The sequence below is a fragment of the Sphaerisporangium sp. NPDC049002 genome (assembly GCF_040649355.1).
Lineage (GTDB): Bacteria > Actinomycetota > Actinomycetes > Streptosporangiales > Streptosporangiaceae > Sphaerisporangium.
Map to the genome: position 1 here is coordinate 1 of NZ_JBEZFH010000173.1, position 16,559 is coordinate 16,559.

At 70.0% G+C, this 16,559-nt stretch carries 14 protein-coding genes and 1 pseudogene; all 15 read left to right on the plus strand.

Going from position 1 to position 16,559, the window contains the following annotated elements; translation table 11 throughout:
• Positions 1-283, plus strand: a pseudogene (locus tag AB0B89_RS27335) (hypothetical protein); the annotation flags it as partial.
• A 209-nt stretch (positions 284-492) separates the two neighbouring features.
• Positions 493-1,491 (plus strand): DUF3048 domain-containing protein, encoded by a 999-nt coding sequence (locus AB0B89_RS27340; protein WP_358558556.1) that lies wholly within the window; start codon positions 493-495, stop codon positions 1,489-1,491.
• A gap of 182 nt (positions 1,492-1,673) precedes the next feature.
• Positions 1,674-2,588: a pyridoxal 5'-phosphate synthase lyase subunit PdxS gene (gene pdxS / locus AB0B89_RS27345; protein ID WP_358558558.1), complete on the plus strand. Its 915-nt coding sequence runs from the start codon at positions 1,674-1,676 to the stop codon at positions 2,586-2,588.
• Positions 2,589-2,738: 150 nt separating this feature from the next.
• Positions 2,739-4,241 carry an alkaline phosphatase D family protein gene (locus tag AB0B89_RS27350; protein ID WP_358558560.1) on the plus strand — a complete coding sequence of 501 codons (1,503 nt, stop codon included), beginning with the start codon at positions 2,739-2,741 and terminating at the stop codon, positions 4,239-4,241.
• A 220-nt stretch (positions 4,242-4,461) separates the two neighbouring features.
• On the plus strand, positions 4,462-5,052 hold the full coding sequence (gene pdxT, locus AB0B89_RS27355) for a pyridoxal 5'-phosphate synthase glutaminase subunit PdxT (protein ID WP_358558562.1): 591 nt from the start codon (positions 4,462-4,464) through the stop codon (positions 5,050-5,052).
• A 3-nt stretch (positions 5,053-5,055) separates the two neighbouring features.
• Positions 5,056-5,805, plus strand: coding sequence for a YebC/PmpR family DNA-binding transcriptional regulator (locus AB0B89_RS27360; protein ID WP_358558564.1), 750 nt, complete (start codon positions 5,056-5,058; stop codon positions 5,803-5,805).
• Positions 5,806-5,938: 133 nt separating this feature from the next.
• Complete coding sequence (locus tag AB0B89_RS27365; RefSeq protein WP_358558566.1) at positions 5,939-7,105, plus strand: GNAT family N-acetyltransferase; 1,167 nt, start codon at positions 5,939-5,941, stop codon at positions 7,103-7,105.
• Between the two features lie 126 nt (positions 7,106-7,231).
• Complete coding sequence (gene ruvC, locus AB0B89_RS27370; protein WP_358558582.1) at positions 7,232-7,816, plus strand: crossover junction endodeoxyribonuclease RuvC; 585 nt, start codon at positions 7,232-7,234, stop codon at positions 7,814-7,816.
• Complete coding sequence (gene ruvA, locus AB0B89_RS27375) at positions 7,813-8,433, plus strand: Holliday junction branch migration protein RuvA (protein ID WP_358558568.1); 621 nt, start codon at positions 7,813-7,815, stop codon at positions 8,431-8,433. The genes ruvC and ruvA overlap by 4 nt, the downstream gene beginning before the upstream one ends.
• A gap of 9 nt (positions 8,434-8,442) precedes the next feature.
• Positions 8,443-9,504 (plus strand): Holliday junction branch migration DNA helicase RuvB, encoded by a 1,062-nt coding sequence (gene ruvB / locus AB0B89_RS27380; protein ID WP_358558570.1) that lies wholly within the window; start codon positions 8,443-8,445, stop codon positions 9,502-9,504.
• A 466-nt stretch (positions 9,505-9,970) separates the two neighbouring features.
• On the plus strand, positions 9,971-10,324 hold the full coding sequence (gene yajC, locus AB0B89_RS27385) for a preprotein translocase subunit YajC (protein WP_358558572.1): 354 nt from the start codon (positions 9,971-9,973) through the stop codon (positions 10,322-10,324).
• 81 nt (positions 10,325-10,405) lie between these two features.
• Complete coding sequence (secD, locus tag AB0B89_RS27390) at positions 10,406-12,181, plus strand: protein translocase subunit SecD (protein ID WP_358558574.1); 1,776 nt, start codon at positions 10,406-10,408, stop codon at positions 12,179-12,181.
• A complete protein-coding gene (gene secF / locus AB0B89_RS27395) occupies positions 12,181-13,260 on the plus strand; it encodes a protein translocase subunit SecF (protein ID WP_358558576.1) in 1,080 nt (359 codons plus the stop codon). The genes secD and secF overlap by 1 nt, the downstream gene beginning before the upstream one ends.
• Before the next feature lie 79 nt (positions 13,261-13,339).
• Complete coding sequence (locus tag AB0B89_RS27400) at positions 13,340-13,858, plus strand: adenine phosphoribosyltransferase (RefSeq protein WP_358558578.1); 519 nt, start codon at positions 13,340-13,342, stop codon at positions 13,856-13,858.
• Positions 13,859-14,091: 233 nt separating this feature from the next.
• Positions 14,092-16,278, plus strand: a complete 2,187-nt coding sequence (locus AB0B89_RS27405) for a bifunctional (p)ppGpp synthetase/guanosine-3',5'-bis(diphosphate) 3'-pyrophosphohydrolase (RefSeq protein WP_358558580.1) — start codon at positions 14,092-14,094, stop codon at positions 16,276-16,278.
• Positions 16,279-16,559 lie beyond the last annotated feature (281 nt).

Genomic DNA, 16,559 nt, shown 5'->3' on the forward strand with positions numbered 1-16,559 from the left:
CCCCGACGCCGTACGTACCGCCCACCCGGGCGCCGAGTGGCTGGCGCGCGCCGAGAAGGCCCTGGGCGAGGCGCTGGAGCTGACGGGCGGTGAGGCCGAGCTGGACACCGCCGTGACGAAGGTGATCTACTCGCGCCGGTTCTACAACAACGCGGTCGAGGTGACCCGGCAGGCCCAGCGCCGCTGGCTTGCCCGCACGCTGCGCCTGGCCGGCCACACCGAGTACCCGTCGTACTTCGAGATCGACGACGACGAGCCCGCGTCGTTCGCCCAGCAGTCCTGACGGGCCGTCCGCGCGCCCGTCCGTCCTCACCGGTGGCCTCCATGACGCTTCCTTCGCCTCCCGCTGGGAACATGACCTGCGCTTTGCTCCAGCGTGGCTGTGAATCGACGGAACTTCCTGCGCACCAGCGGAAACCTGTCGCCAACCATCGGTAAGCTCATGGCGTTTTAGGAGAAATCGGGAGGAGCCGGGCTGTGCGGGTAAAACGGATGATTGGCATCGCGCTTGCGGGAACCGCCGTTCTAGCGCCCGCGGTGGCGTGCTCGTCATCCGGCGGGGCCACGCCGGCCTCCGGGGGAGCCCAGCCCGTCGGGACGGCGGCGGCGACCCCCTCACCGCCGCCCGAGCACCCGTTCACCGGGCAGCCGGTGGCGAGCCGCAGGCCGGTGCTGGCCGTGAAGATCGAGAACACCTCGTCCGGCAAGCCGCAACTCGGCCTGCGCAGCGCCGACCTCGTGTTCGTCGAGCAGGTCGAGGGCGGGCTGACCCGTCTGATGGCGGTCTTCTCCTCCAAGATCCCCGAGAAGGTCGGCCCCGTCCGCAGCGCGCGCATCTCCGACCTGCACCTGCTGCCGATGTTCGGCAAGCCCGCCCTGGCCTACTCGGGCGTGCAGACCAGGATGGTCCCCCTGGTCAGGGCGGCGTCGCTGTTCGACGTCTCCGACAGCGCCGCGCCCGGCGCGTATTTCCGCCAGCCCGGACGGGTCGCCCCGTACAACCTGTTCGCCGACACCAAGAAGCTGCTGGCGGGGGCGCCCAAGGCGACCAAGGCCAAGGACATCGGCCTGGAATTCGGCGACGCGCCCGAGGGTGGAACCCCCAAAAAGTCATTTTCCGTAAAATATCCGGCAGCCAATTTCACGTTCACCTGGTCCGCCGCCCAGAAGCGCTGGCTGGTCACGCAGGACGGCAAGAAGGACATGGCGGCCGAGGGAGGCCAGCTCGGCGCCCCCACGATCGTCATCCAGTACGCCAAGACCACCAGGTCGGAGTTCCACGACTTCACCGGCAGCTACACGCCGCTGATCCAGACGACGGGCACCGGCAAGGCGGTCGTCCTGCGCGATGGCAAGGCCTACAAGGCGGAATGGTCGCGCTCGTCGGAGAAGGCGGGCACCATGTTCACCACCGAGGGCGGCGAGCCGATGACGTTCAGCCGGGGCCAGGTGTGGATCGTGCTCGCGGCTCCGAAGCCCGTGCAGCCCTGAGCCCGCCGCGCGAACCCGTCCGCGTGACCCCCTCGACCTCGGGTCTCACTCCCGGAAGGGAGGCGGGGTCGTACACCGTGTCAACGATGCCCCGAACATGTGACATCCGGACCGTCAAGGGCCATGCTGATCAGCGCCTAACATGGGACGGGAACCCATTGTCGCGCCCGTGAGGAAAGACCGTGTCCAGCAGCACCCCCGAAGTCACCGACACCGCCGTCACCGGCACCGCCCGCGTGAAGCGCGGCATGGCCGAGATGCTCAAGGGCGGCGTCATCATGGACGTCGTCACCCCCGAGCAGGCCAAGATCGCTGAGGACGCCGGCGCGGTCGCCGTCATGGCCCTTGAGCGTGTGCCCGCCGACATCCGCGCCGAGGGTGGCGTGTCGCGCATGAGCGACCCCGACATGATCGACGGCATCATCGCGGCCGTCTCCATCCCCGTCATGGCCAAGGCCCGCATCGGCCACCTCGTCGAGGCCCAGGTGCTCCAGGCCATCGGCGTCGACTACGTCGACGAGTCCGAGGTGCTCACCCCCGCCGACGAGGCCAACCACATCGACAAGTGGGCCTTCACCGTGCCCTTCGTCTGCGGGGCGACCAACCTCGGCGAGGCCCTGCGCCGCATCGCCGAGGGCGCCGCGATGATCCGCTCCAAGGGAGAGGCCGGCACCGGCAACGTCGTCGAGGCCACCCGCCACATGCGCCAGATCCGCGGCGACATCAAGCGCCTGGCCGCCCTCGACGAGGCCGAGCTCTACGCCGCCGCCAAGGAGCTGCGCGCGCCGTACGAGCTCGTCGCCGAGATCGCCAAGACCGGCAAGCTGCCCGTCGTGCTGTTCACCGCGGGCGGCATCGCCACCCCGGCCGACGCCGCCATGATGATGCAGCTCGGCGCCGAGGGCGTCTTCGTCGGCTCGGGTATCTTCAAGTCCGGTGACCCGGCCAAGCGCGCGGCCGCGATCGTCAAGGCCACCACGTTCTACGACGACCCCGACGTCATCGCCAAGGTCTCGCGCGGCCTGGGCGAGGCCATGGTCGGCATCAACCTCGCGAACCTTCCCGAGTCCGAGCGCCTGGCCACCCGGGGCTGGTAGCCCTCCGGGGCAGCCCGGACTCTCATTCCGCCTTCCCGGCGCCGCGTTCCGCGGTGCTGGGAAGGCGTGATGCTGATCGTCCGGAAATATCCCCTCTGACCTGGGTGTCCTTATACCCGGCGTTTGCTGTGAATAGTTAATGATCGTCATGTGCTCGACAGGCGATCGTTCCTCGTGATGGGGCTGGCAGCGGGAGTGCCGCCCATGCGGGTCTCCTATGGCGACCCCTTCACGCTCGGCGTGGCCTGTGGCGATCCCGCCCCCGACGGCTTCGTCATGTGGACGCGCCTGGCGCCCGTGCCTCTCGCCGAGGACGGGTTCGGAGGCATGCCCCCCGCCCCTGTGCCGGTCTACTGGGAGATCGCCACCGACCCGGCCTGCGCGAACGTCGTACGGCGCGGCACCGAGGAGGCCGCGCGCGAGTGGGCGCACAGCGTGCACGCCGAGGTCACAGGGCTCGATCCCGGCCGCGAGTACTGGTACCGCTTCAAGGCCGGGCCCTACGTCTCGCCGATCGGGCGGGCGCTCACCGCTCCCGCGCCCGGCACACTGCCGAGGTCGCTCAACCTGGCCGTCACCTCGTGCGCCAACTACCAGCACGGGCACTTCACCGTCTACACGCGGATGGCGCAGGAACGCCCCGACCTGATCCTGCACCTCGGCGACTACATCTACGAGTACGGCAAGGGCGAGCAGAAGTGCCCCGGCGGCAACGTGCGCGACCACGAGGGGCCGGAGGCCCGCACGCTGAGCGACTACCGGCGCAGGCACGCGCTGTACAAGACCGACCCCGAGCTGCGGGCGGCGCACGCGGCCGCGCCGTGGGTCGCGATCATGGACGACCACGAGGTCCGCAACAACTGGACGAAGCTGCTGCCGGCCGACCGGCGCGAGGCCGCGTTCCGCGCCTACTACGAGCACATGCCGCTGCGCCGGGCCGCCCAGCCCAAGGGACCGGCCATCCAGCTCTACCGGCGGCTGCGGTGGGGGAGCCTGGCGACCCTCCACATGCTGGACACCCGCCAGTACCGCGACGGCTACCTCTGCGGCTCGGCCGGCTTCAAGGACTGCCCGGAGTCCATGGACCCCGCCCGTACGATCACCGGGGCCGCGCAGGAGCGCTGGCTCCTCGAAGGCTTCCACGAGTCCAAGGCGCTGTGGGACGTCATCGGCCAGCAGATCTTCTTCGGCCGGCGCGACAAGCGTCCCGGCTCTGGCCTGGTGGTCAGGCAGGACGCCTGGGACGGGTACTCCGGGTCGCGGACCAGGGTCACCCGCGGCTGGGTCGACGCGGGGGTGCGCAACGCCATCGTGCTGACCGGGGACGTGCACTCGCACTGGGCCGGTGAGCTCGCCCTCGACTACGACGACCCCGACTCGCGCGTGGTGGGCACCGAGCTCGCCGTCACCTCGATCACCAGCGGTGGCGACGGCCACGACGCCGACCCAGCCAGGGACTCGCTGCTGGCCAAGAACCCGCACCTGAAATTCCACCTCAGACGCCGCGGCTACCTCATGGTCAAGATCGAGCCCACCGCGCTCACCGCGGACTTCAAGATCGTTCGGTACGTCAGCGCCCCGGGCGCCCCGGTGCTGACGGCGGCCACGTTCGTCGTCGCGGACCGCTTCCCCGGACTGCTCCGCCAGACCTGACCCGGCCGCTCCGTCGCAGGGAAGTCCCGGGCGGTTTGGGGCGTTGTTCCGCATGGCCGTACGCTTTCGAGACGCATGCGTCCCTATGTGGGACCGGCGTGCCGTGGCGCTTCCGTACCCCTCGGAGAACCGAGCGGGGGCCAGACCGGCGACCCGGGGCCCCACGGCACCTGAGCATTCGAGCAGTGATCGGCTCGATCAGTGATTGGGAGGAACACCGGTGACCTCTGCGCCGATGATCGGCGTGCTCGCCCTCCAGGGCGACGTGCGTGAACACGTCAGGTCCCTGGAGGCGGTGGGCGCGAGGGCCGTGGCCGTCCGCCGCATGGCGGAGCTCGAAGCGGTGGACGCGCTGGTGATCCCCGGTGGCGAGTCCACGACCATCTGGAAGCTGGCCGAGGCGTTCGAGCTGCTCGAACCGCTGCGCATGCGCGTCAAGTCGGGCATGCCGACCTACGGATCCTGCGCCGGCATGATCATGCTGGCGGACTCCATCGAGGGCGGCATCGCGGGGCAGCAGACGCTCGGCGGCATCGACATGGTGGTGCGCCGCAACGCCTTCGGCCGCCAGGTCGACTCTTTTGAGGCATCCTTGGATTTCGCGGGGCGCGGTCTCATGCGCGCCATCTTCATCCGGGCTCCCTGGGTCGAGTCGGTGGGCGCGGACGTCGAGGTGCTGGGACTGGCCGAGCCGGGAGATAGGATCGTCGCGGTCCGGCAGGGACCTCTGCTCGCGACGTCCTTCCATCCCGAGCTGACCGGGGACACGCGGGTTCATTCGTATTTTGTCGAGATGGTGAGGGAGCTCTAGCCGATGTCCGGCCACTCCAAATGGGCGACGACGAAGCACAAGAAAGCCGTGATCGACGCCAAGCGCGGCAAGCTTTTCGCCAAGCTCATCAAGAACATCGAGGTGGCGGCCCGGACGGGTGGTCCTGACCCCGAGGGCAACCCGACCCTCTACGACGCCATCCAGAAGGCGCGCAAGAGCTCGGTCCCGGTCGACAACATCGAGCGCGCGCGCAAGCGCGGCGGCGGCCTGGAGGCCGGTGGCGCCGACTGGCAGACGATCATGTACGAGGGCTACGCGCCTGGCGGAGTCGCGGTGCTCGTCGAGTGCCTCACCGACAACCGCAACCGCGCGGCCTCCGAGGTCCGTGTCGCCATGACGCGCAACGGCGGCTCGATGGCCGACCCCGGCTCGGTGTCCTACATGTTCAACCGCAAGGGCGTGGTGATCGTCCCCAAGGGCGACCTCGGTGAGGACGACGTGCTGACCGCCGTCCTCGACGCGGGCGCCGAGGAGGTCAACGACCTGGGCGACTCCTTCGAGGTCGTCTCCGAGGCCGGTGACCTCGTCCCGGTGCGCAAGGCCCTGCAGGACGCCGGCATCGACTACGACTCGGCCGAGAGCGGCTTCATGCCCACGCTCAGCGTCCCCCTCGACGAGGACTCCGCGCGCAAGGTCTTCCGTCTCATCGACGCCCTTGAGGACAGCGACGACGTCCAGAACGTCTACGCCAACTTCGACGTCTCCGACGACGTCCTGGCGAAGCTCGACTAGCCGGCCGAGCCCGCCGTCACCCCCGGCCGTGCCGGGGGTGACGCGTCTTTCCCTGATCCGTACGGCGACGGGCCAGGTGGGCGCGGGAAAATAATTCGACCGGGTCCGGGCGGTCGCCATAGGTTTGGCCGTTGTGGAGATCCGTGATGTGACGGCCGATGACCTCGACGCCGTGCTCGACAGCCGTAAGCGGGCCTTCGGCCCCCTCCCCGCGAGCAGCGTGGAGCCGTGGCGGGCCATGGTGACGCCGACCCTGGCCGAGGGGCGCTATCTCGGGGTCTTCGACGGCGGGCGCCTGATCGGCACGAGCAGGATCAACCGTTACGACCAGTGGTGGCACGGCCGTCCGCTGTCGATGGGCGGCGTGGCGAGCGTCACGGTGGCGCCCGAGGAGCGCGGGCGCGGAGTGGGCCGCTTCCTGATGCGGGGGACGCTGGAGCGCTGCGCCGAGCTCGGCCACGTCGCCTCCGCGCTGTACCCCGCGACCACCCCGCTGTACCGGAGCCTCGGCTGGGAGCACGCCGGGGCGCGTAACAGGATCACGGTGCCCGCCGAGGCCCTTCGCACGCTGAGCGCCCCCGACGGCGGCGTCAAGTTGAGGCGCATGGGCCCCGACGACGCCCCCGAGCTCAGGAGCGTGCTCGACCGCGTCTACGCCGCCACGCGCGCCTCGGGGCCTCTCGGCTGGGAGGAGCGCGTCGCCCGCCTGTGGCTCTCCGGCGAGGACGACTTCGCCTACCTCGCCGACGACGGCTTCGTCCTCTACCGCTGGCACGACGGGGACATCGACGTCGACAACCTCGTGGCCGGGTCGGAGGCGACGGCGAGGGCGCTGTGGTCGCTCGTGGGAACGGCCTCGTCCATGGCCACGACGGTCACGGCCAGCGTCGAGCCCGACGACCCGATGCTGTGGCTGCTGCGCGAGCGCTCGTACGACACGGTGAAGCAGACCCGCTGGATGTTCCGCCTCGTCGACCTGGCCGCCGCCGTCGGCCTGCGCGGCTACCCGGCCGGCGTCTCGGCCGAGACGGTCGTCGAGGTGGACGATCCGCAGCGTCCCGCCAACTCGGGCGCGTGGCGCCTGTCGATCTCCTCCGGCGGCGGCACGGCCACCGCCACCACGGCGCCTCCCGGCGCGGATGTGCCCCGCCTGTCCATCGGAGGCATGTCCGCCCTGTTCGCGGGCGTCCCGACGAGCACGCTCCGCCGCGCCGGGCTTCTCGCGGGCGGCGCGCCCGGCACCGACGACCTCCTCGACACCGCCTTCGCCGCCAGGCCTTACATGATCGACTACTTCTGACCGGGCCTGCCCGCCCCTCGCAGGCGCGGCGTGTCGGTGGTGCGCCGCCGCGGCGGCCGGGGTAGAGTTCGGGGCCGAACAGGTGTTCGGCGTTTCACGGGAGGCTTGCCGGTGCGGCTACCTGAGCTGCGGGTGATGGGGGTCGACCCAGGGCTGACCCGCTGCGGTCTCGGTGCCGTCGAGGGGCGCGCGGGCGCCCCGCTTGAGCTGGTCAAGGTCGGGGTCGCGCGCAGCCCCGCCGGCGACGACATCGGCGCGCGCCTCGTCGCGATCGAGGCCGAGATCGAGCGCTGGCTCGACGAGGTGAGGCCGGACGCCGTCGCGGTCGAGCGGGTCTTCAGCCAGAGCAACCTGCGCACCGTCATGGGCACCGCCCAGGCCTCCGCCGTGGCCATCGTCTGCGCCGCCCGCCGCGGCCTTCCGGTCGCGCTCCACACGCCTTCCGAGGTCAAGGCGGCGATCACGGGGTACGGCAACGCCGACAAGGTCCAGGTGGGCGCCATGGTCACCCGCCTTCTGCGGCTCGACGCCATGCCCAGGCCCGCGGACGCCGCCGACGCCCTGGCACTCGCCATCTGCCACATCTGGCGTGGCGGCACGCAGAACCGCCTCGCCGAGGCCGTCGCCAAGGCCAAGGCCGCCCGCCCGTCCCGCGCTTCCGGCGCGCCCGGTGGCGGACGGGCCGGATCCACGAAGGGAGCGGCCCTGTGATCGCCTCGATCTCCGGGCGCGTCGCCGCGATCGCCCCCGACTCGGCCGTGGTCGAGGTCGGCGGCGTCGGCATGCTCGTCCACTGCGCGTCCGGCACGCTGGCGACCCTTCGCACGGGCGAGGAGACCCGGCTCGCCACCTCGCTGGTGGTCCGCGAGGATTCCCTGACGCTGTTCGGCTTCGGCACCGACGACGAGCGCACGGTCTTCGAGCTGCTCCAGACCGCGTCGGGCGTCGGTCCCAGGCTGGCGCTGGCCATGCTGGCCGTCCACCCGCCGAACGCCCTGCGGGTCGCGGTCGCGAGCGCCGACGTCAAGGCGCTCACCATGGTCCCCGGCATCGGGCAGAAGGGCGCGCAGCGCATCATCCTGGAGCTGAAGGACAAGCTCGGCACGCCCGACGCGGCGCTGGCCGCCGCGCTCAACGGGCAGGCCAAGCAGCCCGCCTGGCGCGAGCAGGTGCACTCCGGCCTCGTCGGGCTCGGCTACTCGGCGAGGGACGCCGACGAGGCGATCGCGATCGTCTCCCCGGAGGCCGACGCCGAGGTGGCCGCCGGGCGCGCCCCCGCGGTCGCGGTGCTGCTGAAGGCGGCCCTGCGGGCCCTGAGCGTGCGATAGGGGCCCTGCGTGAGCCTGGACAGAGACCTTGTGTCGCCGGACGCCGAGGGCGACGAGCAGGCGATCGAGTCGGCGCTGCGCCCCAAGCGGCTGGGTGAGTTCATCGGCCAGGGAAGGGTGCGCGAGCAGCTCTCCTTGGTGCTCGAAAGCGCGCTGCGCCGCAACCGGCCGCCCGACCACGTGCTGATGAACGGCTCGCCGGGGCTCGGCAAGACCACGCTCGCCATGATCATCGCGGCGGAGCTCGGCATGCCCCTCAGGCTGACCTCCGGGCCCGCGCTCGAACGGGCGGGTGACCTGGCGGCGATCCTGTCGACCCTGTCCGAGGGCGAGGTGCTGTTCATCGACGAGATCCACCGCATGGCGCGCCCCGCCGAGGAGATGCTCTACCTCGCCATGGAGGACTTCCGGGTCGACATCGTGGTCGGCAAGGGGCCGGGGGCCACCGCGATCCCACTGGAGATCGCCCCGTTCACTCTGGTGGGGGCCACGACGCGCGCGGGCCTGCTGCCCGCCCCGCTGCGCGACAGGTTCGGCTTCGTCGCCCATCTGGACTTCTACGACGTCGACGAGCTGGAGCAGGTGCTTCGCCGTTCGGCGCGACTGCTCTCGCTGGACCTTCCCGAGGAGGGCGCCCACGAGATCGCGCGGCGGTCCCGCGGCACGCCCCGCATCGCCAACCGCCTGCTCAGGCGGGTGCGCGACTTCGCCGAGGTGCGCACCGACGGCCTCATCACCCGGGACATCGCCTCGGCCGCGCTCAACCTCTACGAGGTCGACGCCGAAGGGCTCGACCGGCTCGACCGGGCCGTGCTGGGCGCCCTGCTGCGCAAGTTCGGGGGCGGTCCCGTCGGGCTGTCCACGCTGGCCGTGGCCGTGGGGGAGGAGCCCGAGACCGTCGAGGTCGTCGCCGAGCCCTTCCTCGTACGGCAGGGTCTGCTCGCCCGCACCCCCCGGGGCCGCGTGGCCACCGCGTCCGCCTGGTCCCACCTCGGCCTGACCCCTCCGCCGGACGCCTTCGGCGCGATGGGCCACCCGATGCTCTTCGACGATCCCGGCCCGGTCACCTGACCAGGGCGGCCGATCCGAGACCGGTTAAAGGCGGGACTTCGCGACAATTCGGTCTCGAAGCCTGAGGGTGGTCCGGTCCTCGCCGAACTCGTCCTGACTGGCGGACTTTACAATGATCTTCGGTGCCTCCGGTGAACCGCGTCGGCCTTCGCCGCTGGTCCGGCCAGGTGAGCCCCGTGTACTCCCTGCTCCGGGGGCGCCCCCGTGACCGGTCCCTCCACGACGGCTGAAAGTTTCAAGCCTGCCGTATCGGCTGGTCACAGATCGGTGACAACGGGAACTTTCCAGCGTGCCGGAGCGTGGGTTCGTTGCCGGGGTTTGACAAGCTCGCCTAAACTCCGTGGCTTGGCTGGCTGTGTACGCTGACATGATCAGAGTGTGGCCGTGCCGTTCGTCGCCAGACATCCGGCGCCAGGCCGGTCAGTTCTTACCGGAAGGAAGCCCCGTGCAGGGCCTTGGATCGTTCGTGCCACTGATCTTGCTGGTCGTGGTCTTTTACTTCCTGCTCATCCGGCCGCAGCGCAAGCGGCAGCAGGAGCAGGCGCAGATGCAGAGCAGCCTCACTCCGGGCACCAGTGTCATGACCACCACCGGCCTGTTCGCGACCGTCTCGGCGATCCAGGACGACGACGTGATCCTGGAGATCGCGCCCGGCATCGAGACCCGGTGGACCAAGGCGGCCATCGGCCGCGTGCTGACGCCGGTGGAGGAGGAGACGGTGGACAATGGAGAAGGCGTCCGGGACACCGTCACCGACGAGACGGTGATCGACACCCCTGAGCACAGGGGAGACGAGGGCTCGACTAATCAGAAGTCCTGAGTAGGCTCACCGCAAACCCCTTGACGAAAGAACTGACCACCAGTGGCCCCATCGACCAGCAGCCAGAGTAGGCCGGGACGCGTGCTCCTGGCGCTCCTGGCACTCATCCTCGCCATGGGCGCGACGATGCTTCTTCAGAAGGCATTCGTCCCGAAGTTCGCACTCGATCTCGCCGGCGGGACCACGGTGACGCTGTCACCGGTCACGCAGAGCGGCGCGGCCCCCTCCCAGGAGAGCCTCGACCTGGCCGTCAACATCATCCGCGAGCGGGTGAACGGCACCGGCCTGGCCGACGCCGACGTCGCCAAGTCGGGCGACAACATCGTCATCTCCGTGGGCGGCGCGGGCACCGACGAGGTCGTCAAGACCGTCGGCACCACGGCCGAGCTGCGCTTCCGTCAAGTACTCGCGGTGGCCGCGGCCAACGCCGTGCCCGGCAAGCTGCCGACCGCGCCCGCGACGCCGGAGCCGTCCGGCAGCGGGAGCCCGGCGCCCACGGGCAAGAGCTCCTCGAAGCCGACGTCCTCGACCCAGCCGTCGTCGACCGCGAACCCCGCGCCGAGCGGCACGCCCGCCGGCCGGGCGCTGTCCTCGGCGCTGACCGCCCCCACGCCCGCGCCTTCGGCCTCGGGCGCCAAGGCGACGCCGAGCGGCAAGGCGACGCCGAGCGGCAAGGCGACCCCCGAGCCGAGCTCGTCCGCGGCCTCGGGCCAGCCGAGCGCCGAGCCGACGGCCCCCTCCGCCGAGGACCCGCTGGCCGGTGCCGACCTCACCGGCGTCGACCCCGCCGTGGCCGAGCAGTTCAAGACCATCGACTGCACCAAGAAGGACCGCGGCCAGGGCGTCCAGGACGACCCCGAGAAGCAGATCGTGGCCTGCAGCGACGACGGCGCCGCCAAGTACGTCCTGGAGAAGGCCGCGGTGAAGGGCACCGAGGTCTCCGGCGCCACCTCGGGCGTCGACTCCACCACCGGCGAGTGGATCGTCTCCGTCAACTTCAAGAGCAAGGGCGCCAGCCAGTTCGCGCAGGTCACCGGGCAGATCACCAGCGCCCCGCAGCCGCGTAACCAGCTTGCCATGGTGCTCGACGGAGTGGTCATCTCCGCCCCGGTCATCGAGGAGCCCATCCCCGGTGGCCAGGCCCGCATCTCCGGCAGCTTCACGCAGAAGACCTCCACCGACCTGGCCAACCAGCTCAAGTACGGCGCGCTCCCGCTGAAGTTCCAGCAGAGCTCGATCGAGGAGGTCTCCTCCACGCTCGGCGCCGACCAGCTTCAGGGCGGCCTGCTCGCGGGCGGCATCGGCCTCATCCTGGTGGTCGTCTACTCGCTGCTGTACTACCGGGGTCTCGGGCTCGTCGCGGTGGCGAGCCTCGGGGTGGCGACGATCCTGACCTACCAGGCGGTGGTCCTGCTGGGTCACAACGCCAACTTCCGACTGTCGCTCCCGCACATCATCGGCCTGATCGTCTCGATCGGTATCACCGCCGACTCCTTCATCGTCTACTTCGAACGCATGCGTGACGAGATGAAGGAAGGCCGGCGCTCGCTCCGGGTGGCCGTCGAGGTGGCCTGGGTGCGTGCCCGCCGCACGATCCTGATCGCCGACGCGGTCATGTTCATCGCCGCCCTGGTGCTGTACTTCCTCGCCGTCGGCGGCGTGGCCGGGTTCGCCTTCGCCATGGGGCTCACCACCCTGATCGACATCCTGGTGGTGTTCCTGTTCACCAAGCCGTTCGTCGCGATGCTGGCCAAGCTGTCGTTCTTCGCCAAGGGCCACAAGCTGTCGGGCCTGGACGCCGAGCGCATGAGCCGCGAGCCGTCCGACGCCCGCACGACCGTTACGCAGGAGGGCTGATGTCGCGCATCGGCGTGATCGGGCGCCGTCTCTACCGCGGCGAGGTCGACATCGACTTCGTCGGGCGCTACAGGCTCTGGTACGGCCTGTCCGGGGTGCTTCTGCTGATCTCCGTCCTGGGCATGGTCGTCCAGGGCCTCAACCTGGGCGTGGAGTTCAAGGGCGGCTCGGTCTTCAGCTTCACCAAGCCGGCGTCGTCCACGATCCAGGACGTGCGGTCCACGGTCGAGGGCGCGGGCGTCCACCAGGTCATCGTCCAGGACACCCCCACCCGCTGGCGGGTGACCACCGAGAGCCTTCCGGTCAGCGAGGTCAGCCGGGTCCAGGGCGTCATCTCCCAGAAGTACGGCATTCCGGGCAACCAGGTCAGCAAGCAGATCATCGGGGCCACGTGGGGCGGTGAGGTCCTCAACAAGGCCGTCATCGGCCTGTTCGTGTTCATGATCGCGATCATCCTCTACCTCACGCTGGCCTTCGAGTGGAAGATGGCGCTGGCCGCAGTGGTCGCGCTCATCCACGACCTGGTCATCACCGCGGGCGTCTACGCCTGGTCGGGGTTCGAGGTGACCCCGGCGACCATGCTGGGCTTCCTCACGATCCTCGGTTACTCGCTGTACGACGCGGTGGTCGTGTTCGACATGATCAAGGAGGTCACCGCCAAGCTCGGCACGACCTCCAAGATGACCTACACCCAGGCGGCCAACAACGCGCTGAACCACACGCTGATCCGGTCGCTGAACACCTCGCTGGTCGCGATCCTGCCGGTGGCGGCGATCCTGTTCATCGGCACCACGCTGTTCGGCGCGGGCACGCTGAAGGACCTGTCGCTGGCGCTGTTCGTCGGCATGATCGTCGGCACGTACTCCTCGCTGTGCGTGGCGACCCCGCTGCTCGTGCGCCTCAAGGAGCGCGAGCCGAGGTACCTGGCGATCGCCAAGCGGCTCTCCACCACCAAGGGCGGCTCGGCCGTCAAGGACGCCGTCCCCTCGGGCAAGAGCAAGGAGCCGGCGGCCGCGACCGCCACCTCCCCGGGCTCGTCCAACGGCGCGGTGGCCGCAAGCAAGCGTAAGAAGCGTTAGGCAGCGTTCCCCGCGACGCCCCCGTGATCTCACTGGTATCACGGGGGCGCTTCGCTGTCGCCTGGAAGGTACCCCCGAGATGACCGACCTGACCACGACGATCCTCAGCAGGATCAGGGACGTGCCCGGCTATCCCCAGCCCGGTGTCGTCTTCAAGGACATCACGCCGCTGCTCGGCGACCACGCCGCGTTCTCCGCCGTGATCGACGCGATCGCCGACGAACTGGACGTCGACAAGGTCGTCGGCATCGAGGCCCGGGGCTTCATCCTCGCCGCTCCGGTCGCCTGCAAGGCGGGCGCGGGATTTGTGCCTGTCCGTAAAAAGGGCAAACTCCCTGCCGAGACGCTCGAAGCGTCCTACGATCTGGAGTACGGCTCCGCCGTCATCGAGGTGCACCGCGACGCGTTCGCTCCGGGCGACCGCGTGCTCATCGTCGACGACGTGCTCGCCACGGGCGGCACCGCCCGGGCGGCGGTGGAGCTGGTCAGCCGTGCAGGCGCCGAGGTCGTGGGCGTTTCCGTGCTGATGGAGCTCGCCTTCCTCAAGGGCCGCGACCGTTTGGGCGACATCGACGTACGCGCTCTGGTGATCGTCTGATCGACTCCCGCGAGGTCGGTGCCCCCAGCGTGGATACACTGGAGAATCTGGACTCGACGTGAGGAGTCTGAGTGCCCCGTGATGTGGCCTTGCCCGAAGTGACCGACACCCCTGAGCCGGTTTCCGCGCCCGCGGACGAAACGGGTTTAGCCATGTCCGCAGGCACGGACGAGAAACCGGCGCCTGCCGTACGCCGCAGGCTTTCCCGGTTCGGGGGGCAATGGGGTGGCGCGATGAATCCGGTTCTGGAACCTCTGTTCAAGACGGTCCGGGCCACGCACCCCAAGGCCGATCTGCGCCTGATCGAGCGTGCCTACGACGTGGCCGCCTACCACCACCGCGACCAGAAGCGGAAGAGCGGTGATCCCTACATCACCCACCCGCTCGCGGTCGCGACGATCCTCGCCGAGCTCGGCACCGACGACGAGACCCTGTGCGCCGCACTCCTCCACGACACCGTGGAGGACACCGCGTACGGCCTCGACGAGCTGAGCGCCGACTTCGGCGAGAACATCGCGCTGCTCGTCGACGGCGTGACAAAGCTCGACAAGGTGAAGTTCGGCGACGCGGCCCAGGCCGAGACCGTCCGCAAGATGGTCGTCGCGATGTCCCGCGACATCCGGGTGCTGGTGATCAAGCTCGCCGACCGCCTCCACAACATGCGCACCCTCCGCTACCTCCCGAGGCACAAGCAGGAGCAGAAGGCCCGCGAGACGCTGGAGATCTTCGCTCCGCTGGCCCACCGGCTCGGCATGAACACCATCAAGTGGGAGCTGGAGGACCTGGCGTTCGGGATGCTCTATCCCAAGCGCTACGACGAGATCGCCCGCATGGTGTCCGAGCGGGCCCCGCGCCGCGACCTGTTCCTGCAGGAAGTGATCGAGAAGGTCTCCGCCGACCTGCGCGAGGCCAAGATCCGCGCGGCGGTCAAGGGCAGGCCCAAGCACTACTACTCGATCTACCAGAAGATGATCGCGCGCGAGGTCGCGTTCGACGACATCTACGACCTTGTGGGCATTCGCGTGCTGGTCGACACGGTGCGCGACTGCTATGCCGCGCTCGGAACGATCCACGCGCGATGGAACCCTGTGCCCGGCCGGTTCAAAGACTACATCGCGATGCCCAAGTTCAACATGTACCAGTCGCTGCACACGACGGTCATCGGGCCCGAGGGCAAGCCGGTGGAGCTGCAGATCCGCACGCGCGCGATGCACCACCGCGCCGAGTACGGCGTGGCGGCCCACTGGAAGTACAAGGAGGAGATGGGCGTCTCCGGGCCCGCGGGGGCCCGCATGAAGTCCGCCGGCGACATGGCCTGGCTCCGCCAGCTCCTCGACTGGCAGAAGGAGACCGCAGATCCGGGCGAGTTCCTGGAGTCACTGAGGTTCGACCTGTCGGTGTCCGAGGTGTTCGTCTTCACGCCGCGCGGCCAGGTGATCGCGCTGCCCGAGGGCGCCACCCCGGTCGACTTCGCCTACGCCGTGCACACCGAGGTCGGGCACCGGTGCATCGGCGCCCGGGTGAACGGCCGCCTGGTCCCGCTGGAGTCGCGCCTGAGCAACGGCGACGCGGTCGAGATCTTCACCTCCAAGTCGCCCGACGCCGGGCCGTCCCGCGACTGGCTGAAGTTCGTCAAGAGCGGCAGGGCGCGCAACAAGATCCGCCAGTGGTTCTCCAAGGAGCGCCGCGAGACGGCGATCGAGGCCGGTAAGGAGGCCATCGGCCGGGCGATGCGCAAGCAGGGGCTCCCGTTGCAGCGCCTGATGTCCGGAGAGAGCCTCCTGGCCCTCGCCAGGGACCTGCGCTACCCCGATGTCTCCGCGCTGTACGCGGCCGTCGGAGAGGGGCACACGGCCGCCCAGGCGGTCGTGCAGAAGCTCGTGCAGTCGCTCGGGGGGGTCGAGGGCGCCGAGGAGGACATCGCCGAGGCCGCCGTCCCCACCAAGCTGCGGGGCCGGCCGCGCACCGGCACCAACGCCGGCGTCATCGTGGCGGGCGACTCCGACGTCTGGGTACGGCTGTCGCGCTGCTGCACCCCGGTGCCCGGCGACGACATCGTGGGCTTCGTGACCCGGGGGCACGGCGTGTCGGTGCACCGCCTCAACTGCCCGAACATCGAGCAGCTGAGGTCGGAGCCCGACCGCCTGGTCGAGGTGAGCTGGTCGCCCAGTGACGACTCGGTGTTCCTGGTGGCCATCCAGGTGGAGGCGCTCGACCGCCCGCGCCTGCTGTCGGACGTGACGCGCATGCTGTCCGACCAGCACGTGAACATCCTGTCCGCCTCGGTCACCACGTCCCGTGACCGCACGGCGGTCAGCAAGTTCACGTTCGAGATGGGCGATCCCAAGCACCTGGGCCATGTGCTGAAGGCGGTGCGCAACATCCAGGGCGTCTACGACGTCTACCGCGTCACCAACTGATCGGCGATCAGACGCCGGTTCCCGGCCGTGGACGCACGCGCGCGGCCGGGATGCGGGGCTCGCCGCCCGATCGGCGTGGGAGCCCGCCTTCACAGGAGCAGCGGGGCAAGCCCCTCATAGGAGAAGCCGGCCCGGTCCTTCAAGTCCGGCCAGGTCCTTCACAGGAGAGACCCGGCCCGGTCCTTCGGAGGAGCGGGCCGGGCCGAGGTCTCCCGGGTGGCGGCGCCTCCCGGGGCCGCAACCTCGAAAAGATCGGCATGCACGCGCAGGACACCGCCGAG